Annotated in this window: 23 protein-coding genes and 1 tRNA gene; 11 read left to right on the forward strand and 13 right to left on the reverse strand. The window is 44.4% G+C overall.

The features are described 5' to 3' along the window. Positions 1-280 precede the first annotated feature (280 nt). Entirely contained in the window at positions 281-607 is a 327-nt protein-coding gene (locus IEV39_RS10535) for a helix-turn-helix domain-containing protein (RefSeq protein WP_005282561.1), read from the reverse strand. Positions 608-737: 130 nt separating this feature from the next. Between IEV39_RS10535 and IEV39_RS10540 the strand changes: the two genes are divergently transcribed. Then, entirely contained in the window at positions 738-1,460 is a 723-nt protein-coding gene (locus tag IEV39_RS10540; RefSeq protein ID WP_005282564.1) for a hypothetical protein, read from the forward strand. 109 nt (positions 1,461-1,569) lie between these two features. Here IEV39_RS10540 and IEV39_RS10545 read toward each other — a convergent pair. After that, positions 1,570-1,659 (reverse strand) — tRNA-Ser (locus IEV39_RS10545). Between the two features lie 123 nt (positions 1,660-1,782). On the opposite strand from IEV39_RS10545, the gene IEV39_RS10550 reads away from it, so the two are divergent. The 3 genes from IEV39_RS10550 to IEV39_RS10560 all read left to right on the forward strand — a co-directional run bounded on the left by IEV39_RS10550 (position 1,783) and on the right by IEV39_RS10560 (position 5,206). Further along, positions 1,783-3,663: a potassium transporter Kup gene (locus tag IEV39_RS10550; protein ID WP_005227781.1), complete on the forward strand. Its 1,881-nt coding sequence runs from the start codon at positions 1,783-1,785 to the stop codon at positions 3,661-3,663. Between the two features lie 159 nt (positions 3,664-3,822). Continuing rightward, complete coding sequence (locus IEV39_RS10555) at positions 3,823-4,896, forward strand: DNA/RNA non-specific endonuclease (RefSeq protein WP_032868507.1); 1,074 nt, start codon at positions 3,823-3,825, stop codon at positions 4,894-4,896. A 67-nt stretch (positions 4,897-4,963) separates the two neighbouring features. Beyond that, the gene (locus IEV39_RS10560) at positions 4,964-5,206 is read left to right on the forward strand and encodes a hypothetical protein (protein ID WP_005282568.1); all 243 of its coding nucleotides are present in this window, start codon (positions 4,964-4,966) and stop codon (positions 5,204-5,206) included. Between the two features lie 49 nt (positions 5,207-5,255). Here the strand turns inward: IEV39_RS10560 and aqpZ are convergent, their stop codons facing one another. Both aqpZ and IEV39_RS10570 read right to left on the reverse strand, forming a co-directional pair. Continuing rightward, entirely contained in the window at positions 5,256-5,945 is a 690-nt protein-coding gene (gene aqpZ, locus IEV39_RS10565; protein WP_005227775.1) for an aquaporin Z, read from the reverse strand. A gap of 176 nt (positions 5,946-6,121) precedes the next feature. Further along, the gene (locus IEV39_RS10570; protein WP_005282571.1) at positions 6,122-7,129 is read right to left on the reverse strand and encodes an AraC family transcriptional regulator; all 1,008 of its coding nucleotides are present in this window, start codon (positions 7,127-7,129) and stop codon (positions 6,122-6,124) included. A 116-nt stretch (positions 7,130-7,245) separates the two neighbouring features. Here IEV39_RS10570 and IEV39_RS10575 point away from each other — a divergent pair, with 116 nt between their 5' ends. Beyond that, positions 7,246-7,890 carry a sterol desaturase family protein gene (locus IEV39_RS10575; RefSeq protein WP_005282575.1) on the forward strand — a complete coding sequence of 215 codons (645 nt, stop codon included), beginning with the start codon at positions 7,246-7,248 and terminating at the stop codon, positions 7,888-7,890. A 301-nt stretch (positions 7,891-8,191) separates the two neighbouring features. On the opposite strand, the gene hisF is transcribed toward IEV39_RS10575, so the two are convergent. Next, positions 8,192-8,950, reverse strand: coding sequence for an imidazole glycerol phosphate synthase subunit HisF (hisF, locus tag IEV39_RS10580; RefSeq protein ID WP_004657307.1), 759 nt, complete (start codon positions 8,948-8,950; stop codon positions 8,192-8,194). Between the two features lie 101 nt (positions 8,951-9,051). On the opposite strand from hisF, the gene IEV39_RS10585 reads away from it, so the two are divergent. From IEV39_RS10585 to IEV39_RS10595, 3 genes are read left to right on the forward strand one after another with little or no spacing between them, the layout of a single operon-like run. Further along, positions 9,052-10,002, forward strand: coding sequence for a homoserine kinase (locus IEV39_RS10585; protein WP_005227768.1), 951 nt, complete (start codon positions 9,052-9,054; stop codon positions 10,000-10,002). A 9-nt stretch (positions 10,003-10,011) separates the two neighbouring features. Continuing rightward, on the forward strand, positions 10,012-10,629 hold the full coding sequence (locus IEV39_RS10590; RefSeq protein WP_005282578.1) for a DUF1294 domain-containing protein: 618 nt from the start codon (positions 10,012-10,014) through the stop codon (positions 10,627-10,629). A gap of 35 nt (positions 10,630-10,664) precedes the next feature. Beyond that, a complete protein-coding gene (locus IEV39_RS10595) occupies positions 10,665-11,060 on the forward strand; it encodes a DUF4870 family protein (protein ID WP_005227764.1) in 396 nt (131 codons plus the stop codon). A 32-nt stretch (positions 11,061-11,092) separates the two neighbouring features. Here IEV39_RS10595 and IEV39_RS10600 read toward each other — a convergent pair whose 3' ends face one another. Next, on the reverse strand, positions 11,093-12,493 hold the full coding sequence (locus IEV39_RS10600) for an LLM class flavin-dependent oxidoreductase (protein WP_005282580.1): 1,401 nt from the start codon (positions 12,491-12,493) through the stop codon (positions 11,093-11,095). Between the two features lie 355 nt (positions 12,494-12,848). Between IEV39_RS10600 and IEV39_RS10605 the strand changes: the two genes are divergently transcribed. Both IEV39_RS10605 and IEV39_RS10610 read left to right on the forward strand, forming a co-directional pair. Then, entirely contained in the window at positions 12,849-14,099 is a 1,251-nt protein-coding gene (locus tag IEV39_RS10605) for an SfnB family sulfur acquisition oxidoreductase (protein ID WP_005282582.1), read from the forward strand. A gap of 12 nt (positions 14,100-14,111) precedes the next feature. Then, complete coding sequence (locus IEV39_RS10610) at positions 14,112-15,371, forward strand: acyl-CoA dehydrogenase family protein (RefSeq protein WP_005282584.1); 1,260 nt, start codon at positions 14,112-14,114, stop codon at positions 15,369-15,371. A gap of 59 nt (positions 15,372-15,430) precedes the next feature. Here IEV39_RS10610 and IEV39_RS10615 read toward each other — a convergent pair whose 3' ends face one another. Next, positions 15,431-16,273, reverse strand: a complete 843-nt coding sequence (locus IEV39_RS10615; RefSeq protein WP_371873718.1) for a DMT family transporter — start codon at positions 16,271-16,273, stop codon at positions 15,431-15,433. Between the two features lie 159 nt (positions 16,274-16,432). On the opposite strand from IEV39_RS10615, the gene IEV39_RS10620 reads away from it, so the two are divergent. Beyond that, the gene (locus IEV39_RS10620) at positions 16,433-16,984 is read left to right on the forward strand and encodes an XRE family transcriptional regulator (RefSeq protein ID WP_005282587.1); all 552 of its coding nucleotides are present in this window, start codon (positions 16,433-16,435) and stop codon (positions 16,982-16,984) included. Between the two features lie 46 nt (positions 16,985-17,030). Here the strand turns inward: IEV39_RS10620 and hisA are convergent, their stop codons facing one another. From hisA to hisB, 6 genes are all read right to left on the reverse strand, one after another. Beyond that, positions 17,031-17,765 (reverse strand): 1-(5-phosphoribosyl)-5-[(5-phosphoribosylamino)methylideneamino]imidazole-4-carboxamide isomerase, encoded by a 735-nt coding sequence (gene hisA, locus IEV39_RS10625; protein ID WP_005282589.1) that lies wholly within the window; start codon positions 17,763-17,765, stop codon positions 17,031-17,033. Between the two features lie 150 nt (positions 17,766-17,915). Beyond that, entirely contained in the window at positions 17,916-18,587 is a 672-nt protein-coding gene (locus IEV39_RS10630; RefSeq protein WP_005282591.1) for a 3'-5' exonuclease, read from the reverse strand. Positions 18,588-18,675: 88 nt separating this feature from the next. Further along, positions 18,676-19,209 carry a DUF805 domain-containing protein gene (locus IEV39_RS10635; protein WP_005282594.1) on the reverse strand — a complete coding sequence of 178 codons (534 nt, stop codon included), beginning with the start codon at positions 19,207-19,209 and terminating at the stop codon, positions 18,676-18,678. A gap of 140 nt (positions 19,210-19,349) precedes the next feature. Further along, on the reverse strand, positions 19,350-19,844 hold the full coding sequence (locus IEV39_RS10640; RefSeq protein ID WP_005282596.1) for a DUF805 domain-containing protein: 495 nt from the start codon (positions 19,842-19,844) through the stop codon (positions 19,350-19,352). A 76-nt stretch (positions 19,845-19,920) separates the two neighbouring features. After that, positions 19,921-20,538 (reverse strand): imidazole glycerol phosphate synthase subunit HisH, encoded by a 618-nt coding sequence (hisH, locus tag IEV39_RS10645; protein WP_005227740.1) that lies wholly within the window; start codon positions 20,536-20,538, stop codon positions 19,921-19,923. Further along, complete coding sequence (gene hisB, locus IEV39_RS10650) at positions 20,538-21,131, reverse strand: imidazoleglycerol-phosphate dehydratase HisB (protein ID WP_004776131.1); 594 nt, start codon at positions 21,129-21,131, stop codon at positions 20,538-20,540. Before hisB ends, hisH begins: the two co-directional genes overlap by 1 nt. Positions 21,132-21,182 lie beyond the last annotated feature (51 nt).

Consider the following 21,182-nt stretch of genomic DNA (forward strand, 5'->3'; position numbering starts at 1 on the left):
TTAAGGACACATTCAGAATATAATATCTTTCTCGTTAGATTAGTCGAAAAGAACTTTCTATTCTCTTGCTAAGAAGGAGGCTTTTCCCTCAACCCATCCATAAAATACCGAAATCCTCCATCATTTTATTTCGGTATGCTAAATGCTGAGCATGATTATAAAAATCATGATTATTATTGGTAAATGTATGAAATATATTTGTTTTTATGAGGTTGTACAAGCCGAAATAATTTTCGATAACGAGATTAAATTCATTCTAGAAGGAATTTTTTCAGTAAATCTAAAGTTTGTCTTTTTCTAAATCCTGAATAAAACTCAAAAGTCGATTTTGCTTTTCGGCATCAAGTGAGTAACTTCTTCGAAGAATTTCAGCAAGTACTTCATCTTCAACGTAAAAATAAGCAGTCGGAAGTTCTAATACTTCTGCAATTTTAGATGCAACTAAAAAATCAGGCACATGCTTGCCGCGTTCATATTGATTCATCCGTGCGCTGGCAGACGATTCATCAATTCCCGCTAAAATCCCTAATTTTTCCTGAGAAAGGCCCTTGGCTTTACGTGCTAGCCGCAATCTCATCGCAAAAACATTAGAAAAATGTGGCTGCATTTTTTATCAATAAAGACCAAAACTAAGATTTTCTTAGTTTTTAATTGATTTATTACTAAGGATTGCTTAGTATTTTATTTACCTAAGGAATACTTAGTTTTTCGAATTTAATTTTTTAATTGGATAACAAATGAATAATTTAAATATATTAATTACAGCAGGCTTACTGCTTGGCTCGTTAACTGGCTGCCAACAGATGCAAACAATGGCAGATCAAACGGTGAATTCTATTTCTAAAGGTGTTCAAGCTTATGATGGTTGGATAAGTAAAGGCACTGCCCGAGTCTGGGATGAGATGCAAAACAAAAGTATTCGGGATAAATATTTAATACTGACACAAGAAGGAAATAATAATCTTATCAAGTTGAACCAAGCGTTACTTAATGATAAATATAAATTAGAGAAACGTAGTTTCGATACTATTTATTTAGAAAAATATATAACCCATCAAGCCAATTTTAGTGATGCCAATCGTAAGATAGATACGGGTATTTATATTTCAGAAAAAGATCTGGCTGCAAAAATGTTTATCGAACAGGCTTTGGCAAAAGGCAATGAAGTACGTCAGTATAAGAAAAATATAAATGCTTTACTTAATCGAAGTCTTAAACAGCCGATTACAGAATTTAATGGTGCTTCAAACCGTTATGATGTTGATCCTGCGTTAGTTGAATTTGATAAAGCGGGAAGTCCGGTCGCAATCATGACACGTTCATGGCAAACGATTTCTGCCATTGGGGTAGATAGTCGTATTTATACCAATCTCTATTTTGGTCCAGAGACCATGCGTTGGTTTGAAAATAGTATTTCCAATCGTAGCTTGGAAGATGCTTTAATCCGTACCTATCGCTAATTTCGGACTTTAAGCGATTTAATTTTATTCTAAGTCGATACCAACAAAAAAAGCCTAAATCCTTCGATTTAAGCTTTCTTATTTCATGCAAACACATGATCATAAATTCTGGCGGTGAGAGAGGGATTCGAACCCTCGATACGCGCAAACGTATACACACTTTCCAGGCGTGCTCCTTCAGCCACTCGGACACCTCACCAAGGTGTGCGATAGTAACCAAAAAAATGCGGGCTGCCAAGTTGTGAAGAACAGATTTGCAGAAAAACTTTTTGGCTAATGATAAGATTGCGCCATATAACGTTTTAGTTTGAAGCGACATAATATGCAAAGTACTGCAAAAAAAGCCGCATTGCCCGCGATGACGCTGGCAGCATTAGGGGTGGTATTTGGAGACATTGGGACCAGTCCGCTCTATGCGATACGGCAATGCTTTGTCACAGGACATGTAGATATCAGCGAAGGATCGATTCTCGGCATCCTGTCCCTGATCTTCTGGTGCATGAACCTGACCATCAGTTTTAAATATGTGTCGATGATCATGCGTGCAGACAACAATGGTGAAGGCGGGATCATGTCTTTGCTGGCGTTGAACCTGCGTTCTAACGTATTCAGCAACAAGAATAAAATCTTTCTGATCGCATTGGGCTTTATCGGGGCATCGCTATTCTTTGGTGACGGCATTATTACGCCAGCCATTTCGGTACTGTCTGCGATTGAGGGCCTGAGTCTGATCACACCCACACTGGATCGTTGGTTAGTCCCGATTGCGCTGGGTATTTTAACCGCGTTGTTTATGGTGCAACGACATGGTACTGCCACCATGGGCAAATTCTTTGGGCCGATCACCTTATTATGGTTCGCATCCATTGGCCTGATTGGACTATGGAGCATCATTCAGACCCCGTATGTGTTGATGATGGTCAATCCTTACTGGGCGCTGCATTTTGTCTATGACCAGCCAACGGTCGCCTTCATTACCATGGGTGCAGTGATCCTGACCATGACCGGTGGGGAAGCGTTGTATGCCGATATGGGCCATTTTGGACGTATGCCGATCAAGCTGGCCTGGTTTATCGTGGTCTTGCCGTGCTTGCTGCTCAATTATGCAGGTCAGGGCGCCTTACTGTTGCGTGATGCCAAGGCGATTGAAAACCCGTTCTATCTGCTGGTGCCTGACTGGGCCTTATTCCCGATGATTGGGCTGGCAACTGCCGCAGCGGTGATTGCCTCTCAAGCCGTGATTACCGGTGTGTTCTCGATGGCCAATCAGGCCATGCAGTTACGCTATTTGCCACGTCTTACCGTGCACCATACCTCTGATGTAGAGCAGGGCCAGATCTATTTGCCTTTCATTAACTGGGTGTTGTTTATCTCGGTGGTGATCCTCATTTTGCTGTTTGAAAGCAGTGCCGAACTGGCAAGTGCCTATGGCGTTGCGGTGACCATGACCATGCTCTGCGGTACTATCCTGATCTCGACGCTGGCCTATGGGGTGTGGCGTTGGCCAGCATGGAAAGTGGCTTTGTTTGCGGTGCCATTCCTGATCATAGATCTGATTTTTGTCGGTTCAACCTCATTAAAAATCCTCTCTGGCGGATGGGTGCCGATCCTGATTGGTGTGGTGGTGTATACCATTCTGATGACCTGGAAACGTGGTCGTGAAATCGTGTATAACCGCATGGAAACCAATGCCTTGCCGATCGAGTTATTTATTAAAAGTATTGGCATGAGCAAGGAAACCCAATATGTGCCAGGTGAAGCGATTTTCCTGACTGGTACCCCGAATATTGTGCCGCATGCGATGTTGCATAACATCAAGCACAACAAAGTGCTGCATGAGCGCAATGTGATGGTGACGGTCTATACGCAGGATATTCCCTATGTGGCTGAAGCCGACCGCTTAAAAGTGGAAAAGCTGGATGAGCACTTTTATCGCATCTATGTCTATTATGGCTTCAAGGACCAGCCGAATATTCCGGTCGCGCTGGAACAGGCCTATAAGCAACTGGATTTTGAATTCGATATGATGCAAATGAGTTTCTTCATTTCGCGAGATCGTATTGTGCATACCGTTGGTGATGGCATGTCACCATGGCGTGAAAAGCTGTTTATCTCGATGCAGCGCAATACCAGTCCGGTCAGTGACTTTTACCAGATCCCGACCAACCGTGTGGTGGAACTGGGCAGCCAGATCGAAATTTAAGTTTAAGTTGATAAAACAGGCACGCTCAAGTGCCTTTTTTATTGTCTGTTGAGCAAGTGTACAGATTTGCGACATAAAATGTCGCTCTAGGCTGAAACCCAATATACAGCAAGGCTTTGAGTTGTTAAGCTGCGCGTTCATATTGATTTTGATGTAGTTATGGCGAAGAGACCAACCAGAAAGGGTAAAACTCCATTTGCTTTTTTGAGCCAGAATGTTGGAAAGCTTGTGCTGGCTGCAGTCGCGACGGGAAGTTTTGCGATTGCGTTTGGCAATGAAAAAATTTCGAAACTGATCCCGTTCCAGTCCAGTAATGGCGCCTGTTTAAAACCGTTCTATCGTGATGTGCCGCCGTTATTGAGCAAGGATAGTCTGAAAAAAGACAGTTATGCCTTGTGTTTTAACGACTTCAATGTGATGTATTCAGGCATCTCCAAAACGCCGTTGTGGTCAGCGGAATATCTCACCCCTGAACGTTTAAGTGTCAAAATCAAACGTGAAGATAATTTCCATGAAGAAACCCGGGTGCAGTTGGCGCATCGCGCGTTGTTATCGGATTATCGTGGTTCCGGCTATGACCGTGGTCATATGGCACCTAACGGGGACATGAACAATACCGCGGCCCAGTATGACAGTTTCTCCCTGGCCAATATGGTGCCGCAAGCACCAAAAAATAATCAGGAAGTCTGGCGTAAACTGGAAGAAGCGGTGCGCTCTATGGTCACCAAACAGCATAAAGATGCTTATGTGCTGACTGGACCAATCTTTGAAGGCAAACGCCTGAAAACCATTGGTAAAGGGGTGATTGTCCCGACCGCGGTGTATAAAGCGGTGTATTTGCCCAAGCAGGGCATTATTGGTGCCTACTATGCGCCAAACAATAATTCACTGCAGGTCAAAGTGGTGAGTGTCTGCTATCTGGAAGAAAAGCTGGGGATTAATTTATTCCCGCAATTGACCGAACAGCAGAAACGCAATGTCTATCAGTTGCCATTGTCTGCGCAGCAGGTGAAGCCGAACAAGGACATTAGCTATTCACATTGGGATGGGCAAAGTCAGTGTGCGGAAGAAGCCAAGACTGATGCCATTCAGGCCCAGCAGCGTCAATTTACCTCACAATCGACTGAGTCGGCAGGCAGCAAGTTGCCGCAGATTGATGAACAGACCAAGCAGGCCATGATTAACCAGCTGATCAATGCCTTGGTACAGTATTTCTTACAAATGTTGCGCTAAGAAACGCTTGCAAAGTGATCGTGCTTGGCTCATGTTGGGTGAGAGACAACAATAACGAGAGAGAAAGATGTTTAAACCTTTTGAACATGGTGATGAGTCGTCAGCAATTTATGACCTGACCCTGGAAAATCAGGTGGATTGTGTGAGTTTGTATGGCAATTTACAAATCACCAAAGATCAGGCTGGTTTAAAAACCGCAAAGGCATTACAAGGCTTTATCAATGAGGTGGTGGCAGCCTTAGAGAAACAGGAGCTGCCTGAACAGATCGAGCGCCAGCCTGAACAGGATATTGAGAATCCATTTTTATAAATAAAAAAAACAGCCGCTAAGGGCTGTTTTTTTATGCGGTATGATGCGCTTAGTTTTTCTCGCTGCCCACCACTTTGTAGATCACTGCACCGATAATGGCACCAATGATTGGTGCAACCCAGAATAACCACAACTGGCTAAGTGCAGCAGTTTCCGCAAACAACGCCACCGCAGTACTACGTGCCGGGTTCACCGAGGTATTGGTGACAGGAATACTGATCAAGTGGATCAGGGTGAGGGCCAAACCAATTGCAATCGGTGCGAAGCCAGCGGGTGCGCGACGGTCTGTTGCACCCATGATCACGATCAGGAAGAAGGCTGTGAGGACTACTTCAATCAGGAATGCTGAAGCCACAGAGAAGTGGTTTGGAGAAAGTTCGCCATAACCGTTGGTCGCGAAGCCCCCTGTACCAGCAAAGCCGGCCTGACCTTGTACGATGATGTACAGTACGAATGCTGCCAGCGCACCACCAATCACCTGAGAAATAATATAGGGCACCAGATCTTTGGCATTAAAACGCCCGCCGACCCATAAACCGACGCTGACCGCTGGGTTAAAGTGACCACCTGAAATATGACCAAAGGCATACGCGCCTGTTAATACAGTTAAACCAAAAGCAAGTGCTACACCAAGAAAGCCGATGCCAAGCTCTGGAAATGCTGCTGCAAGTACAGCACTACCACAACCACCAAAAACAAGCCAAAAAGTACCAAGAAATTCTGCTAAATATTTGTTCATTGTTATCACCAAACATGTTTTAAAAAATAAAAAAAACAAGCATCCAAAACGTTATTATGGATATGTGTCAACCGTGTGAAAAAGTGTGAACTATTTCACATAGGTGTATAGGCTCTTGTATAAAACGTGTGAAAAAATGGATCAGTTGTGAAACCGTTAGTTCATGGGTAATTTTATTAAGAATTGTAAATTGTGTTGTTGTTTCGCCACTGTTGCGGGGTTTGTCCGGTCCAGATTTTAAAAGCACGCTGAAAAGCGCTTTGTTCCGAATAACATAGCAGTAGCGCAATTTCCTGCAAACTGAGATGCGGATCCTTAAGATATTCAGTGGCTAGCATAAAGCGCACCTGTTGCACCCGTTGCTGAAAAGTCGTGTGTTGTTGTTGTAAATGACGTTGTAATTGGCGCACGGAAAGGCCCAGCTTTTCGGCAATAAAATCCAGCTGATATTGGTTTTTTTGCAGGCCGGTTAAAATGGCATGTTGTAGCCGTTGATCCAGTTGGGTCGAATTGGGCAATTTATCCAGCAAGGCTTGGGCTTGCTGCAACAACAGTTGCTGTAAGGTGTGATCACCGCTACGTAAGGGTTTAAATGCTTCGCTGACTGGAAGCAGTAACTGTGTTTTAGGCTGATCAAAGCGCACTTTGCAGTGGAAATACTGCTCATAAATACTGATATTTTTCGGTGCAGCATTGACGAAATGCACTTCATGCAGCTGAATTGTGTCACCGGACATAAACAGTTTCAGGAATTGCACCATCAGGGCAATGGCAATTTCATCGGTCAACTGGGTCGGATGCGGTTCAGGTGCTTCCCAGCGGATGGAGGCATACCGATCATTGAATTCGACCACCAAAGGACTGCCATCATAAATCAGGCGGTGAAAGTCATGATAACGCGCTAAAGCTTCGCCCAGATTTTCACAGGATAAGGCCAGATAGGCAATAATCCCCAGATGTTTGGGCTGTACATAGGCGGCGATTTCCAAGCCTAGGCCACTCTTCGGATGTAGTCGATTTAGATCTTCTAACAGATCCCGCCAAATCACATAATCAAAGCGTTCCTGATTCTGAACCTGTTGTAATTGTTCAGGAATGGCAATCTGTTCTGCTTCACAATAGGCTTTTAACAAATGCCCCAAACCACCAAAAACAGAGCCGGTATAGTGCTTGAGCTGTGACATCCTGTCCACCTGTTCGCTTGTCGTGTTTTGTCAATATAACTATAGCCTATCGTCAATACTTCGCCTATCAAAATTTATATGCTGAATAAAAATAAGCAAATATAGGGGAGAAGACCATGATTAAGGGTTTTATCGCAGGCTTGGCAGTGGCTAACGCATTTGAATGGTTTGCCCATAAATACATTTTGCATGGCGTACATCGTCCCGGTCAGCCACGCTATAGTCCGGTACCGAAAAGCATGGAGTCGCACTGGGCCCACCATCGTGAAGTGCGTAAGCAGCAGTTCTCTGACGACTGTTATGTAGAAGGTGTTGAGCATTGGCGCACACGTAATGAAATCATGTCATTGGCGGTGGTGGCCGGTGTTGCCAGTGTGGCGTTCTACCCACTTTCAAAGGGTATGTCTCTGGCCGCGCTGTATAGTGCAGGCAATTATTATTATGTACATCGCCGTGCGCATCTGGAACCGGATTGGGCCAAACGAACCATTCCTTGGCATTATGATCATCACATGAATTCCAATCAGGATGCCAACTGGTGTGTGACCCGACCATGGTTTGATTATGTGATGGGTACCCGTGTGGTCTCATCTGCAGACTTAAAAGAGGCTAATCCATTGGGTCTCCGCTTGCCAGCAGTATTGTCTAAAACACTGACTCAAGCAGTAGAGGATGTTTTCCCGGTAAAATGGGTGGAACACAAACCTAAACTGGTCACAGCAGTGCCGTCGCAAGATCAAACCGATGATGCGGTGGCTTAAAGCGACCGATAAAACAGCATGCGGGTTTGATCAGCGATTCATGATGGGAAAATCAAAAAATTTGTCGTAAATTGTCAATAAAAATGGTTTTTAATGTCAATATTTCTACAGATTTTAGCGCTACTTTAGCTCAGACAAAATATTTGACTATATTTTGCTCAAAATGGATATGTATGTTTTACCCTCTAGCGTTGTATAACGCCGTTTCTTACCTTGCCCAGCAAGGTATTTTTTTGCCTGTAAAAAGCTTTCCATAAAAAAACCTCTCATCAGAGAGGTTCATATTTCTATCCCTGATGCATCAGAGACGCATTTCAATACCTTGTGCCGCAAGATATTGTTTGGCTTCTGGAATGGTGTGTTGACCAAAGTGGAAAATAGAAGCCGCCAGTACCGCATCTGCACCACCTTTTAAAATACCGTCAGCCAAATGCTGTAAATTACCTACACCGCCGGAAGCGATGGTAGGAATGTTGACACGGTCATTAATCTGGCGCATCAAGGCAATGTCATAGCCTGCTTTGGTACCATCGGCATCCATACTGGTAATCAGTAATTCGCCTGCACCGAAGTCGGCCATTTTTACGGCCCATTCAATCGCATCGATGCCGGTCGGTTTACGACCACCGTGGGTGAAAATTTCCCACTTGTTCTCGCCGGTTTTTTTCGCATCAATCGCGACCACGATACATTGAGCACCAAAGCGTTGCGAGGCTTCCTGTACAAACTCAGGGGTAAATACCGCTGCCGAGTTGATACTGACTTTATCGGCACCGGCATTCAGCAATAAACGGATATCTTCAACTTTACGGACACCACCACCGACAGTTAACGGTACAAACACGCTTTCTGCCATGCGTTCTACGGTACGGTAGGTGGTGTCGCGTCCATGATGGGTAGCAGTAATATCTAAAAAGGTGATTTCATCGGCGCCTTGTTCGTTATAACGACGCGCCACTTCGACAGGGTCACCTGCGTCACGAATATCAAGGAATTGAACGCCTTTGACGACTCGACCATTATCAACATCTAAGCAAGGGATAATACGTTTTGCGAGCATAAAATTTTCCAAAAAATCGCCAATAAAGAAAGGGGTGCTACACCTTCATGGAGGGAACAGGTATTCTATCAAACTTCACAGCTATTTTTTGCAGGTTTTCCATGTCGGTTTATACCCCGTTGAGTTTAGAAGAAGTTCAAGCCTTTGCCGAACCCTATGGTTTAGCAGTGATTGACCTGATTCCAATCCAAGGCGGTATTCAAAACACCAATTATTTTTTGGTGGATCAATCAAAGAAACAATATGTTTTAACAGTGTTTGAAGAGTTAGATGCTGAAGGGGCCGGTGAGCTGGTGCCTGTACTGGATTGTTTGGGTCAGGCCGGCGTGCCTGTGGCAGTGCCGTTAAAGCACAGCGGACAGGCGATTCATAGCATTGCCGATAAGCCTGCACAAATTGCACCGCGCTTGATGGGCGAGCATCCTGAAGATGCCAGCATTGCGCAAATTCAGGCGATTGCACAGGCGCAGGCAAAATTGCATTTGGCCTTGCGAGACTTTCCGCTGGAGCGTGATTTTAATCGTAATCATCAATACTGGTCAGATGTGGCCGCACAGCTTAAGCCACAAATGAATGCGGACGATCAGGCTTTATTGGCACAGGTTTTTCAGCAGTTTGCACAGATCACGCAACAGCATCCAGATCGCCCTACCGGTTTTATTCATTCAGATTTATTCAGAGACAATACCTTATTTGAAGGCGACCAGTTGCAAGGCATCCTTGATTTTTATGAATTAAATCAGGATGAATGGTTGTTTGATATTGCGATTAGTATCAATGACTTCTGTACCGCCTATCCACAAGCCCATCTCGATCAAGCCAAGGCCGATGCCTTCCTGGCTGCCTATCAAGGCATTCGTACGCTGACTGAGGATGAGTTGGCCTGTTTAAATATCTTTCTGGCGATGGCGGCTTGTCGTTTCTGGAGCATGCGTTTGCAGGTGGCACAAAAAAATGCCGAGCATGGGCGTACTGGCGATGATATTTTGCAAAAAGATCCGCTACAAATGCGCATGATGATGCAAGACCGTTTACAACGAATCACAGCCTAGGAAAATATCATGCGCGATCAAGGTCGGTTAGTGGAGTGGTTTGATGATAAAGGCTATGGCTTTATCCAGCCCAATGACCCGCAAAAACAACGTGTTTTTATTCACATTAAAGACTTTGCTCGCACGGGGCCAAGGCCGATTATCGGTTGTGCGCTGGAGTATGTGGTGATTCTGGATGAGCGCGGTCGTTATCGCGCTCAGCAAGCCGTGTATTTAAAAGCCTCGCAAGTATTTGAGCATAAAGCCAAAGCTGAAAAGCCAACCGCTACTAAACCGTGGTCGGCTATGCAGATTGCGATTGTGATTTATATTGTCTTTATGCTGGTCGCCAGTTTTAGCAAATTATTGCCGCCATATACCCTGTTATTTGTCAGTTTGATGAATGTGGTGAGTTATTGGCTGTATGCGCAGGACAAAGAGGCGGCGCAACTCGGGAATCGCCGTATTCCCGAGCAGACCCTGCATATTGTGGATGCTTTGGGAGGATGGTGCGCCGGTTGGCTTGCTCAGCAAAAACTGAGACATAAAACACAAAAGCAACCGTTTCGGAAGATTTATTTCTGTACCATAGTCTTTAATATATTATTGATATGTTGGTTAATTTCTCCACTTAATGTGTTTTATTGATATTAAGCGGAGTCTGACACTGGAGATAAATAGAAATGAATTATTCCGTTGATCAAGATCCGAATCGTACTTTAACTCTGGTCCTGTACATCCTTTATATCCTTGCAATTTTTACCGTAGGTTTATTGGCCATTGTGGCTTTGATCATCAACTATGTTAAACGTAGTGATGTCCAAGGCTCGATTTTTGAAAGTCACTTTACCTGGCAAATCCGCACCTTCTGGTGGTATCTGGCCTGGAATATTATTGCCTTTATCCCGTTCTCGTTCCTGTTCCTGACAGGTGATAATGGCACTGCCTTTGCCGGTGTCGCTATTTCTGCAACCACCTTTGCTTTTGCCGTGATTTTCGGGGCATGGATCTGGATCGTCTATCGTGCCATCCGTGGTTTGATCGCCTTGAATGACAACAAGCCGATGTACCAAGGCTAATCGATCAGAACTCGTTTGGTTGAGTGCAACGACTAAGCGAGTTCTATCGTGATGTTGGTTTTCGCTGTGGAGTGATAGCGATAGCTTGCGCCACGATGCTGCTCAGGCAGCAATGGGCCTTGCCCAAACAGCTTTTCGCGTAACGTTCCTTCGGGATATTTAGTTGGATAAACTCCGCGTTGCTGAAGCTCAGGTATCAGATATTCCACCACATCCTCAAAAGTTTGATGCGCCAGAATATAGGCCAGGTTAAAGCCATCAATATCGGTTTCTTCCATCCATGCCTGAAGTTGATCTGCAACTGTGGCCGCTGAGCCCACCAGAACTGGGCCATTACCACCGATACTGATAAATTTGGCAATCTCTTCAATGGTCCAGACACGATTTGGATCGGCTTTTACGTAAGAATCCAGCATTGACTGAATCGCATCGGTATGAATATATTCAACTTTGTCTTCTGCATGGAATTGCGAGAAGTCGACACCTGACCAGCCGGATGCCAAAGTGAGTCCGCCGTGATAGCTGGCATAGCTTTGATACTCTTGGAATTTTGCTTGCGCTTTTGCATCAGTTTCATCCACCACAATCGAGAGCATGGTATAGATCAAAATCGAATGAGGGTCTTTGCCTTGTTCAATCAGGTTGGAGCGGATACCTTGCACCAGTTTTTTCACGGCTGCTTGGGTCGGTGCAGAAATAAACACACATTCAGCATTCTGGCTGGCAAATAACTGGCCGCGACTAGACGCGCCTGCTTGATACAGTACAGGCGTGCGTTGTGGTGAAGGCTCGCAGATATGAATGCCAGGAACGTTAAAATATTGGCCTTGATGATTGATGGGGTGGACTTTACGATGGTCGGCAAAAATACCCCGTTCCTTGTCACGTAACACCGCATCTTGTTCCCAAGAGCCTTCCCAGAGCTTGTAGAGCACTTCTAAATATTCGTCAGCAATATCATAGCGTTGATCATGACTGACTTGAGTTTTAAGGCCTAAGTTTTTTGAGCCACTCTCTAAATATGAGGTCACAATATTCCAGCCAATACGCCCTTTGGTCAAATGATCCAGGGTACTCATGCGCCGTGCAAAAGGATAGGGATGTTCAAAAGAAATCGAAGTGGTCAGGCCAAAGCCCAAGTGTTTGGTGACGGCCGCCATCGCAGGCACGATTTGCAAAGGATCATTCACCGGAACCTGTACGGCCCCTGTGAGTGCATGTTCTGCCGATTGATGATAAACATCATAAATACCTAAAACATCGGCAATAAAAACACCATCAAACTTGCCGCGTTCCAAAATCTTGGCCAAATCGGTCCAATAGTCGAGGTCTTTATATTCGGTCGAGCGATCCTGAGGGTGACGCCACAATCCAGGTGATTGATGCGCAATACAGTTCATTTCAAAGGCATTAAATCTGATTTGCTTAGTCATTGGTCTTTACGAAATTAAAGATTTTTATTGATGTTAATTAAAAAATATTGAATTGATTAATCATAAAAAAATCAATGTTTATCATGAATGTATTTAACGTGATTTTGGTTTGTGGTTTTAATGGTTATTTTTTATTAAATTCAAAGCGTTATTTTATTTTTGCTTGGTTAAGGGGTATTAACGTGATAGTCGGTCTTGTTGAGATGTTTGTTTTTGATTTTTAGTTGTTTTTTAAATAAATAAGTGATGGTTTGAGTTTATTTTAAATAAAAAGATTAGTTTCTATATTTAACTTATAAATATGCAATAAAAATAGTGCTAGTTTATTTTTATAACTGGAAAATGAGTATTTATAATGACCTCAAAAATAGAAATAAAACTGGAAGATGCACAGAGTATTCCGCAAGATTTTTACTTGAATAATACGCCAGCACATGTGATTGCTTCAGATCAGGAAGCCCTTGCGGTGGCCCATCGCGTAGCGGCTACTTTTGCCAAAGAGGCGGCAAAGCGTGACCATGAACGCAAGCTGCCACTGCAGGAAATCCAGCAATACTCCGCCTCGGGTCTGTGGGGGATCAATATTCCAAAACAGTTCGGTGGTGCAGGGGTGAGTTATAAAACTTTGGCTGAAGTCGTGACCATTATTTCCAGTGCAGATTCATCTTTAGGGCAGATTGCACAAAATCATTGGGCCTTTTTAGAGCATATCCGTTTGGATGCGTCATTAGAGCAGCAGCAGTTCTTCTTCGAACAAGTGCTGCAAGGCAAGCGTTTAGGCAATGCATTCTCGGAAAAAAACTCGAAAACTGTCGCGGATTTGACCACTAAAATTGAATTTAAAGAGGATTATGCGCTGATTAGTGGTCAGAAATTTTTTGCCACAGGCGCTTTATTGGCACACTGGATTCCTGTGGTTGCTGTGAGTGACGAGGGCAAAGTATTTGCAGCACTGGTACCGCAACATAGCCCAGGTTTGACCATTGTGAATGACTGGAGCAGTTTTGGTCAGCGCACTACGGCCAGTGGTAGCGTGCAGCTCGATCATGTACGGGTCGATTTAAAATATGTGGTGCCGATCCATCAGGCTTTTGAACGTCCAACAGCAGCAGGTGCAATTTCACAAATTATTCAGTCCGCTGTCGATGCGGGAATTGCGCGTGGGGCGATTGAGGAAACCATACGCTATGTGCGTGAGCATGCCCGTCCCTGGATTGATTCAGGTTTGGAACATGCCAGTGAAGATCCTTATACCATTAGCAATATCGGCGAGCTAAAAATTAAATTGCGTGCCGCAGAGGCGGTTTTAGCCTTGGCCGGTGAGGCGATTGACCGTGCTTTGGCTAATCCAACCGAAGACAGCGTAACAGAAGCAACCTTACTCACGGCTGAATCGAAAGTGTTAACCACTGAAATCGCACTCTTGGCGGCCAATAAATTATTTGAGTTGTCGGGTACCCGTTCCACCTTATCCGAGCTGAATCTGGATCGGCACTGGCGCAATGCACGCACGCATACCCTGCATGATCCGGTACGCTGGAAATACAATCTGGTGGGTAATTACTATTTGAATGGTGTGGCACTGCCACGTCATGCGTGGAGCTAAGAGGACGGTATTATGACCAGTCAAAGTAATCAAAATCTTGCCTTGGGTGCACATTACGAGCAGGTGGCGGGCAAGTTCCGTCCGATCTTCAAGCGCATTGCAGAAGGGGCTTTAGCACGGGAAAAAGACCGAACCTTGCCCTATGAACCGATTCAATGGTTAAAACAGGCGGGCTTTGGCGCGGTACGCGTGCCTGTGGCTTTTGGTGGCGATGGCGTTTCGCAAAAGCAACTGTTTCAGCTGTTGATTGAACTGGCTCAGGCCGATTCCAATGTAGTTCAGGCCTTACGCGGGCATTTTGCCTTTGTCGAAGACCGCTTAAATGCACAAAAAACGGCAGCACAGACCCTGTGGTTTGAACGCTTTGTTCGTGGTGAGATTGTGGGGAATGCATGGACCGAAATTGGTCAAGTTGAAATTGGAGATGTCGCAACCCGTGTTACGGCAGCGCAGGACGGAAAACTTCGTATCAATGGTCAGAAGTATTATTCTACAGGCACGATTTTCGCAGACTGGATTGACCTGTTCGCGCTGGATGAAACCACCGATCAGCATGTGATTGCTGCGGTGTCAACGCAGGCACAAGGCATTGATATTGTGGATGACTGGGATGGCTTTGGGCAAAAAACCACGGGCAGCGGGACCTTGACCTTAAACAATGTGGAGATTGAACGAGATCATATTTTGGTGTTTGAAAACCGCTTTAAATATCAAACCGCATTTTATCAAGTAGTTCATCTGGCGACTTTGGCAGGTATTGCACAAAGTGCAGTGCAGACCTTTAAGCGGGAAGTGCGTCAGCGGACGCGGATTTATAGTCATGGTAATGCCAGTCTAGTACGTGAAGACGCACAAATTTTGCAAATAATTGGCAAAGCGTCTGCACAGGCCTATGCGGCTCAAAGTATTGCACTCAGTACTGCTGAAGCGCTAGATGCAGCTTATCTACAGCATTTTCAAAATGATGAACAGGCTGAGCTGGATGCCAATCAGCGTGCTGAATTAGTATCGGCGCAGGGGCAGGTGGTGATTGCCGAACTGGTACTGAATTTGAGTAGCGAGCTGTTTAATGCCTTGGGTGCATCGGCCAGTTCCACCGACAAGCAGCTGGACCGTTTTTGGCGCAATGCCCGTGTGGTTGCATCACACAACCCATTGGTCTATAAACAGAAAGTGATTGGTGATTGGGAAGTTAATCAAGCACCATTGCCGTATGTGTGGCAGATTGGCAATAGTCCCTTAGCCATGAATCAGCAGGAAATTCCAGCCTAATTGTTGAAAGGTGCACAATAGATTGTATTCAACCAAAACTGTTGTGCACTTTGCTTTCTCTATTTATTCTCTGGCAGTGGTTTCTTCGTAAAGAATTTAAACTTTAATTCGCTGACTAAAACTCCAAGCACCACCAGTAGTCCTCCAAATAATGCCAGTAACGGTAAACGTTCACCGGCAATACGTCCGATGACACCGGCCCAAACCGGTTCACCCGCATAAATAATCGCAGCACGCGTTGGATCGACCATACGTTGCGCCCAGTTCATCACAAATTGAATCAACGCACTGGCTAAGCCGAGTGCCACGGCAATGATCAGCAATCCCCAGGAAAACGGTGGAATACTGTGTTCACCGACCAAGGGCATACTGGCGAATGATAATAATGAAGCAACTGCCAGTTGAATCACCGTGACCCGTCTTAGATTAACTTTCCCGGCAAAATAACCAATCAGGATAATTTCAAGCGCAATTACAAAGGCACAGATCAGGGTAAGCGTTTGTCCATAACTGAAATTAATACTGGAAAAGCCATTCCCCGTTAACAACACCAAGCCGGTAAAGGCCAGTGCCGTACCGACCCAAGTCATTACAGAAGGTTTTTTTTGGAAGATCAGCCACATTAAAATCGGGACCAAGGGTACATACAGGGCAGTGAGAAAGGCGGACTCACTGCTTAAAATGCTTTGTAGGCCGATGGTCTGTGTGCCATAACCAATCGCAATGACGATCCCGATGGCGGTGCCCGCCAAGCTCTCTTTTAAGGTTAGGCCGCGCATGGATTTAATCGAGATCAAAAAGATGACCAAAGCAGCAACTGCAAAGCGGTAGCCGACAAAAAACATCGGGGTGCTAAAATTCAGCGCATATTGCACCGCTAAAAAAGTACCGCCCCAGATCATGGTAATAAAAATCAGGGCAAACTGGGCGGCTTTAGGAGACTGGGATAAGGTGGCCAAAACAACAATCCTATGCAACGTGCAATATACTGCACATATTGCATTGCTTGAGAACATTGTGCAATATATTGCGCAAGATTTAGTTTTTAAATGTTGTTGCCCATGCGCCAATCCGATGCTGTCCTGAGCCATGTAGGAAAAAATATCCGTCATTTTCGGGATCTGAGTCATTTAAGCCAGCAACAACTGGCAGACCGGGCAGGGGTCAGTCGCCGTACCATTGCCGCTTTAGAAACGGGTCAGGTCAATATTAGTCTGGCAAAACTGGATGCGATAGCAGCGGTACTGGGGGTCGATTTCAAACGTATTGTTAGCCCGCCTGAACTGGGTGAATCCGCAATTGTGAATACCTTGGCCTGGCAAGGCCATCAGCCCGCTAGTCAAGCGACACTGTTAGCATCGGTTCCAGTCTCGACTCAGGTTGAATTATGGAGCTGGTCACTGGCTGTCGGAGAGGTCTATCATGCCGAAGCAGATCAACAAGGCTGGCAGGAATTGATTTATGTACTCGAAGGCGAGTTAAGTCTGGAATTGGAACAGGAAACACGCGTTGTGCAGGCTGGGGATTCTATTCTATTTGAAAGTTCGGTTCGTTATGGTTATGCCAATCGAGGGACACAGCCATTAAAATTCATGCGTCATGTGCTGTATTAAATCAAAAGAAGTTATCTGGACAGATAACTTCTTTTTTTATACAGGATTAAAGACGGTTGTCTTCATCCAGCAATAATTGTGCTTCACGCAGGTTTAAGGTGCCTTCGTAAATGGCGCGGCCTGTGATCGCACCTAAAATACCTTTCTGGCCTTTTAAGTTACGGACATCATCCAGATTGGTCACACCGCCAGATGCGATTACCGGTAAGCCTGAATAATCTGCCAGATTAACAGTCTGCTCAACGTTGACGCCTTGCATCATGCCATCACGGGCAATGTCGGTATACACAATGCTGGATACGCCTGCATCTGCAAAACGTTTGGCTAGATCAGTCGCCTTAACCTCAGTAATATTGGCCCAGCCATCGGTTGCTACCATGCCATTCATTGCATCGATACCGACAATAATACGGCCGGCAAAGCGCTTACAGGCTTCTTCTACAAACTCAGGCTCTTTCACGGCTTTGGTGCCGATAATGACAAAAGACACACCCGCTTCTAAATAATGCTCGATGGTTTCAAGTGAACGGATACCCCCACCAATCTGGATAGGCAGTTCTGGCTGGGCCCGTACAATCGCTTCGACCACAGGTTTATGAATTGGCGTGCCGGCAAAAGCACCATTTAAATCGACTAAATGTAAACGACGTGCGCCTTCATCCACCCAATGTTGTGCAGTCGCCACAGGGTCATCAGAGAAAACAGTATCGTCTTCCATACGTCCTTGTTTTAAACGGACACATTTACCATCTTTCAGGTCAATTGCTGGGATGATTAGCATACACCGCTCCTTGCGTCATCATAGAGTTTAAATTATTAGGGCTTGTTGAACGTCCCTCTACGATTGCGACAGAACAGGCGATTTAGCCTATAACGCAATGCATTTCTGAATGTTCAGCGTGCCCTATATTAGCAAAGTATTGATCAATCTCTAAGCCTTGTCTGTTGATCCTTCAAGTATTTTCATGATTTGTTGTTGTAATTGTGGTGTGAATCGGTGTTGCTGGTAAAGCTGCTCAAATACCAGCAATGCTGCATAAGCATCCGCTGCGGCATAACTGACCTGTTGTGGACTAAGATGTTTAACTGCCCAATTTGAGGTGCTGATCTTTTTACTCTTGGCCAGATAACGCTGGAAAAGCAGGGCAATCGCGGTTTGTACACCGACCTGGCTGCGATAGCCAAAACTGCCAAAGCTTTTGGATAGTTCAATCAGTGATGCAGGCTGGATACCTCGGCTACGGAAAATATGTGCATCATTCTTGAGACCAAAGCCGACTTTCAGTTGCTGTTCATTTTCTAAAATCGGTCTTAAAAAATCCAGAATTTCAGCACTGACCTGAAAAACATAGGCGGTATCGTGTGTTGCAAGCTGAATGACATGGGGGCCGGTCGACTTTTCCCCCACTTTAAAGGTCGGTTTCGATTCACTGTCAAAACCAAACACTGCAATGGAACTGAGTTGATCGTGTAGCGTCAGGCATTGTTCAAGCGTTTGAATGACAATAATCCTTTCTGAAACAAGGTTTTCAAAGGCAGCTAAGGCACGTATTTGTTCCTTGCTCAAAGGTACTGCTGCGTGTTGAGGTGTGTCCATCTGCATTTAAAACTCAAGTCATTTATCTGAGCTTAAAGGGTTTTATTGAAATAAAAAAGCCAAGTCGAAACTTGGCTTAGCAAACATGAGGTATTTATTTAGCTTGATTTATCTGTTGCTCAATCTGAGCTTGCTGGCTTCTTTGCACATATTCTTTATAGGCTGGGATAGCGGTCGCAGCCAAAGCCAATATAATGATCGGGATAAAAATAATATAGATCCATGCCAATACTTTTTCCCAACCTCGGGTCATTCGTGGTGAGCCATAATTATTAATACCCACATCGCCTTTTGCACAGCTTAAATAAATAAAGAATAAAAAGTTTACCAATGGGATAAGCATTAGCAGTGATAACCAGCCAGTCTGGTTCCTGTCATGTAAACGACGGATGGTAAAAATAAAACTTACATATAAGGCTACAATATAAATAATGATAAATAGCCCAACTAAAATATAGGTCAGAAAACCTATAGATGTATCGGTCATGGTCGGTACTAAGAAAGCACTGACAACGCCAATAAAGAAGAAAGCAATTCCAATCAGCATATTCCAGCCTAAATAGGATAAACGTCCAAAACGTCCATTTGCACTTAAACTTGAATCATTTGTTTGTAGTGATGTATTCATGAAGCCCTCAAAAATAATAGTTTTTAGCAGTTATTAAATTTTTTTTACTCGCCTAAATTATAAAGAGTAAATTAAAAAATGATATAAATTTTGATCTAGTTTGTTTTGTTGAAGAGGTTGATAAAGATAATAGACATAGATTAAGGGAAAATAGCATGGTTTTTCATGAGAACAAGAAACATTAAGACAGAGAGAATGAACATTAAGCTCAATCCGATATAGGCCATGACTTTTTCCCAAGTTGCAGTCGGGTGCAAAGGTGCATATTGATTGGAGTCCTGATTACCTTTAGCAAGTAACAGATACAAAAGCATCAATAGATTCAGATAAGGCACAGCAAAGAGCAGCACAAACCATCCTGAACGATTACAGTCATGCAGACGTCGAATAGCAAAGATAATACTGCTATAAACAAAAAACAGTGCAAGGATTAGCCATAAAAATAACGCTAAAAAGTCAGGCTGTTTATGTGGCTGATCTAAGCCAATTCCAAACATTTCAAAGCTGAGGTAAATGTTTAGCGGAATCATAATCAGGAAAATGACAGTTTGCCATGCCAGATAAGATAATCGGCCAAAACGTCCCTGAGGGTTAAATGGGTTTGATAAATGCTTAGAAACGGGCTGTAGCATCATTATTCGTCGTTTGAATTATTTTTTATGGGCAATAAAAATCGCCACATGATATGGCGATTTTTTAATGTCAGATCAGTTAAATTTTCCATTCCACAAAGTTTTTCAGCAACTGCAAACCGGCCGTATGACTTTTCTCTGGGTGGAACTGTGTTGCGAACAAATTGTCTTTATGAATGGCTGTACAGAAGTTCACGCCATAATCACAGGTCGCAGCAATAATTGCTGGATCGCTTGGCTCGACATAATAGCTATGTACGAAGTAGAAGCGGGCATCTTGTTCAATGTTATTCCACATTGGATGCTCTGGATCAAGCTGATGTACCTGATTCCAGCCCATATGTGGCACTTTGAGATTCGGGATTGCCGGAAAGTGTTTTCCCGCGCCTTCAAAAATACCCAGTGCTTCAACACCGCCATTTTCTTCCGAGCTTTGTAACAGGGCTTGCATCCCCACACAAATTGCCAGAACTGGTTTATTAAAGACCGCCTGACGCACCACTTCATCAATCCCTGCTTCACGCATGCCTTGCATGCAGTCACGCATGGCACCCACGCCGGGGAACACAATCTTGTCTGCTTTGGCAATCAGTTTAGGATCATTGGTCACATCCACGGTTGCACCGACATGTTCTAATGCTTTTGCCGCAGAGTGCAGATTGCCCATGCCATAATCAAGTAACGCAATACGGGTCATTACAGGCTACCTTTGGTTGACGCAATGGTATTTTCAGCTCGTGGATCAACTTCACAGGCCATACGTAAGGCACGTGCCAACGCTTTAAATACACTTTCAATCTGATGATGGCTATTTTTGCCTTTCAGGTTATCAATATGCAGCGTCATCAGTGCATGATTGACAAAGCCCTGGAAAAATTCCGAGAATAAATCGACATCAAAGCTTCCGATACGGGCACGGGTAAATGGAATATCCATAAATAAACCTGGGCGACCAGACAAATCCACCACTACACGAGACAATGCTTCGTCTAAAGGTGCATAAAAATGACCATAACGACGTAAGCCTTTCTTATCACCTAAGGCTTGCGCAAAGGCTTGTCCTAATGTGATGCCGCAGTCTTCGACGGTATGATGGTCATCGATTTCCAGATCGCCATCGCAATGAATATCGATATCAAATAGACCATGACGCTTGATTTGATCAATCATATGGTCTAAAAATGGAACTCCAGTGTTGAGTGTGCCTTGACCAGTACCATCGAGATTGAGACGAACTCGAATTTTTGTTTCGTTGGTATTTCTTACCACTTCACTGATACGTTGCGTCATGGACACGTTCCTCAAAAAACGTCAAAAATGATTGAATTAAAAACCAATAGT

It is taken from the genome of Acinetobacter courvalinii (assembly GCF_014635545.1).
In the GTDB taxonomy this organism is placed as follows: Bacteria; Pseudomonadota; Gammaproteobacteria; order Pseudomonadales; family Moraxellaceae; genus Acinetobacter; species Acinetobacter courvalinii.